This window comes from Streptomyces sp. NPDC058145 (assembly GCF_042884245.1).
Taxonomy (GTDB): domain Bacteria; phylum Actinomycetota; class Actinomycetes; order Streptomycetales; family Streptomycetaceae; genus Streptomyces.
Genome location: NZ_JBHVUH010000059.1, coordinates 1 through 2,348, shown reverse-complemented (window position 1 = coordinate 2,348; position 2,348 = coordinate 1). Strand labels below are relative to the sequence as shown.

Sequence of the window (2,348 nt, the reverse complement as noted above, 5' to 3'; positions counted from 1 at the left end):
GTCCAGTAATTCGCCGGATTTGTTGTAATCCTCTGTCATGAGCTTATAACGAGAGTCAATCAGGTTGAAGTACAGTAATACGGTTTGATTCTCTTTCATGTTTGGAAACGTGTTTTCGATCTCTTCCCTCATGGCTGCGGCTTTAGAAAAGTCATGTTGTTTGATGATTTTGTACCAATCGTTTATGGCTTGTCCGACTTCTTCGAATGCTATTGTACTCAACTTTCACCAATCCTTTCTTAATTCTTTATAACTGCAAGAAATGTAAACATTTGTATTCCGAATTATCTCAGACTGTTAAATGAATGTGAAGAATTTTCCGAAAAGTTAACCGGAGATAGAAATGTCACTGACTGGATGTGTTGACTGCGTGTTGAAAGAAAAGGTCATGTGTTGACTGTGTGGAGGTTCATGTGTTGGTCAGGTGGAGACGTGCGGCTTGTTAAAGATATTGAATATCTAAAATAATGCGCGGCTGCAGGACCGATTTTTTGAAAAAAAATCTCCCCCTACGGGGGAAGAATGGTTTTGATCTTAGGTTTTGGGTTTTAAAAAAAGACCGGCAATTCTGCCGGCCTTTTTTGCGATTTTGACGGAGTCGAAATCGGGTCTTTTCTTATCTTGATACTATATAGAAACAACAAGATTTTTAAAAAACAGGTTCAGCCCTTGTCTGTCAAGGCTTTAAAGTGTTTTTGACAGATAAAAACTCCTTCTGCTATTATTAGGTTGTCGAAGCCAAATAATAGAACGCTAGATTACTAGCACAGAAAGGAGTTTTTTTCGTTTGAATTCAGTTGAACATAATTATAACATCCTTGAGGATAAGACCGCAACAGGTAAAAAGCGGGATTGGAAAGGGAAAAAAAGACGGACGAATCTTATGGCGGAGCACTATGAAGCTTTACAGAACAAAACAGGTATACCTTACTATGGCAAAAAAGCTGAGAAATTGTGTAGTTGTGCGGAATGTCTTTCGTTTAAAAGAGACCCGGAGACGGGCAAACTAAAGTTGTATCAAGCTCAGTTTTGCAAAGTGAGGTTATGCCCGATGTGTGCCTGGCGCAGGTCGTTAAAAATTGCTTATCACAATAAATTGATCGTAGAAGAAGCTAATCGTCAGTATGGATGCGGATGGATTTTTCTCACGTTGACCGTTCGAAATGTTAAAGGTGACAGTCTGAAACCTTCGATTTCGGACATGATGAAAGGGTTTAATCGACTTATGAAATACAAAAGGGTCGATACAGCGGTACTTGGCTATTTTAGAGCTTTAGAGATTACTAAAAATCATGAAGAAGATACATATCATCCGCATTTTCATGTGTTATTGCCTGTAAAGAAAAGTTATTTCGGCAAAAATTATATCAAGCAGACGGAATGGACAAGCCTTTGGAAAAAGGCGATGAAATTGGATTACACCCCAATTGTTGATATTCGTCGGGTGAAAGGTAAAGCCAAGATTGACGCTGAACAGATTGAAAACGACGTGCGGGAAGCGATGATGGAGCAAAAAGCTGTTCTTGAAATTTCTAAGTATCCAGTCAAGGATACGGATGTTGTGCGCGGCAATAAGGTGACGGAAGACAATCTGAACACGGTGTTTTATTTGGATGATGCGCTGGCAGCCCGTAGGTTAATCGGATACGGCGGTATTTTGAAGGAGATACATAAAGAGCTGAATCTTGGTGATGCGGAGGACGGCGATCTGGTCAAGATTGAGGAAGAAGATGACGAGGTTGCGAATGGCGCATTTGAGGTCATGGCTTACTGGCATCCTGGCATTAAGAACTACATAATCAAATAGAAAAGCAGATTCCCTTGTGGAATCTGCTATTTTCCTTTTGGAAGAGTGTAATAAAGAACGACGCTTAAAACCAAAAAGATGATAGGAATGATAACTAAATTGCTGGCGAGCAGACTTTGATCAATCGTGCTTTCTTCTGTATCGACTGTTGAAGCAATCAGTATCACGTCTTTGAGACGGTCAAACACTTGAAGCAAAAAAAAGGAAAAAAGACTTAAAAACAATGAGATGACCGAGTATTTAATACGCACAATTACACACTTCCTCCTATTTTTTTGAAAAATTTTCTGAATTTCCAGTCAATTACATGTATAATAGCATGGAATGCCAAAATAAAGAAGGAGGATTTATGCTTTGAAAGTAGGACAAAGGAAGCGTTTTAAAGGGCTGTTTAGCAAATTGTTGGTGCTGAGTTTGGTTTTTGTTTTGGCTTTACCGATTTACTCAATATCTGCATCGGCTTCAGAATCAATTGACACCGAGAATGTACATCCTGAATTCGATGGAGCTACTGAGGGGAGTGTTCTTCAGCAAGCTGTAT

Annotated in this window: 2 protein-coding genes and 1 pseudogene; 2 read left to right on the top strand and 1 reads right to left on the bottom strand. The window is 39.4% G+C overall.

Features of this window, described 5'->3' with window-relative positions; all coding sequences use genetic code 11:
* Positions 1-222 (bottom strand): annotated as a pseudogene (locus ACFVVO_RS39385) (hypothetical protein); the annotation flags it as partial.
* A 565-nt stretch (positions 223-787) separates the two neighbouring features.
* On the opposite strand from ACFVVO_RS39385, the gene ACFVVO_RS39380 reads away from it, so the two are divergent.
* Both ACFVVO_RS39380 and ACFVVO_RS39375 read left to right on the top strand, forming a co-directional pair.
* Positions 788-1,807, top strand: a complete 1,020-nt coding sequence (locus ACFVVO_RS39380) for a protein rep (RefSeq protein ID WP_376621148.1) — start codon at positions 788-790, stop codon at positions 1,805-1,807.
* 354 nt (positions 1,808-2,161) lie between these two features.
* The coding region (locus ACFVVO_RS39375) for a hypothetical protein (RefSeq protein WP_390061697.1) at positions 2,162-2,348 on the top strand (187 nt) is incomplete at its 3' end.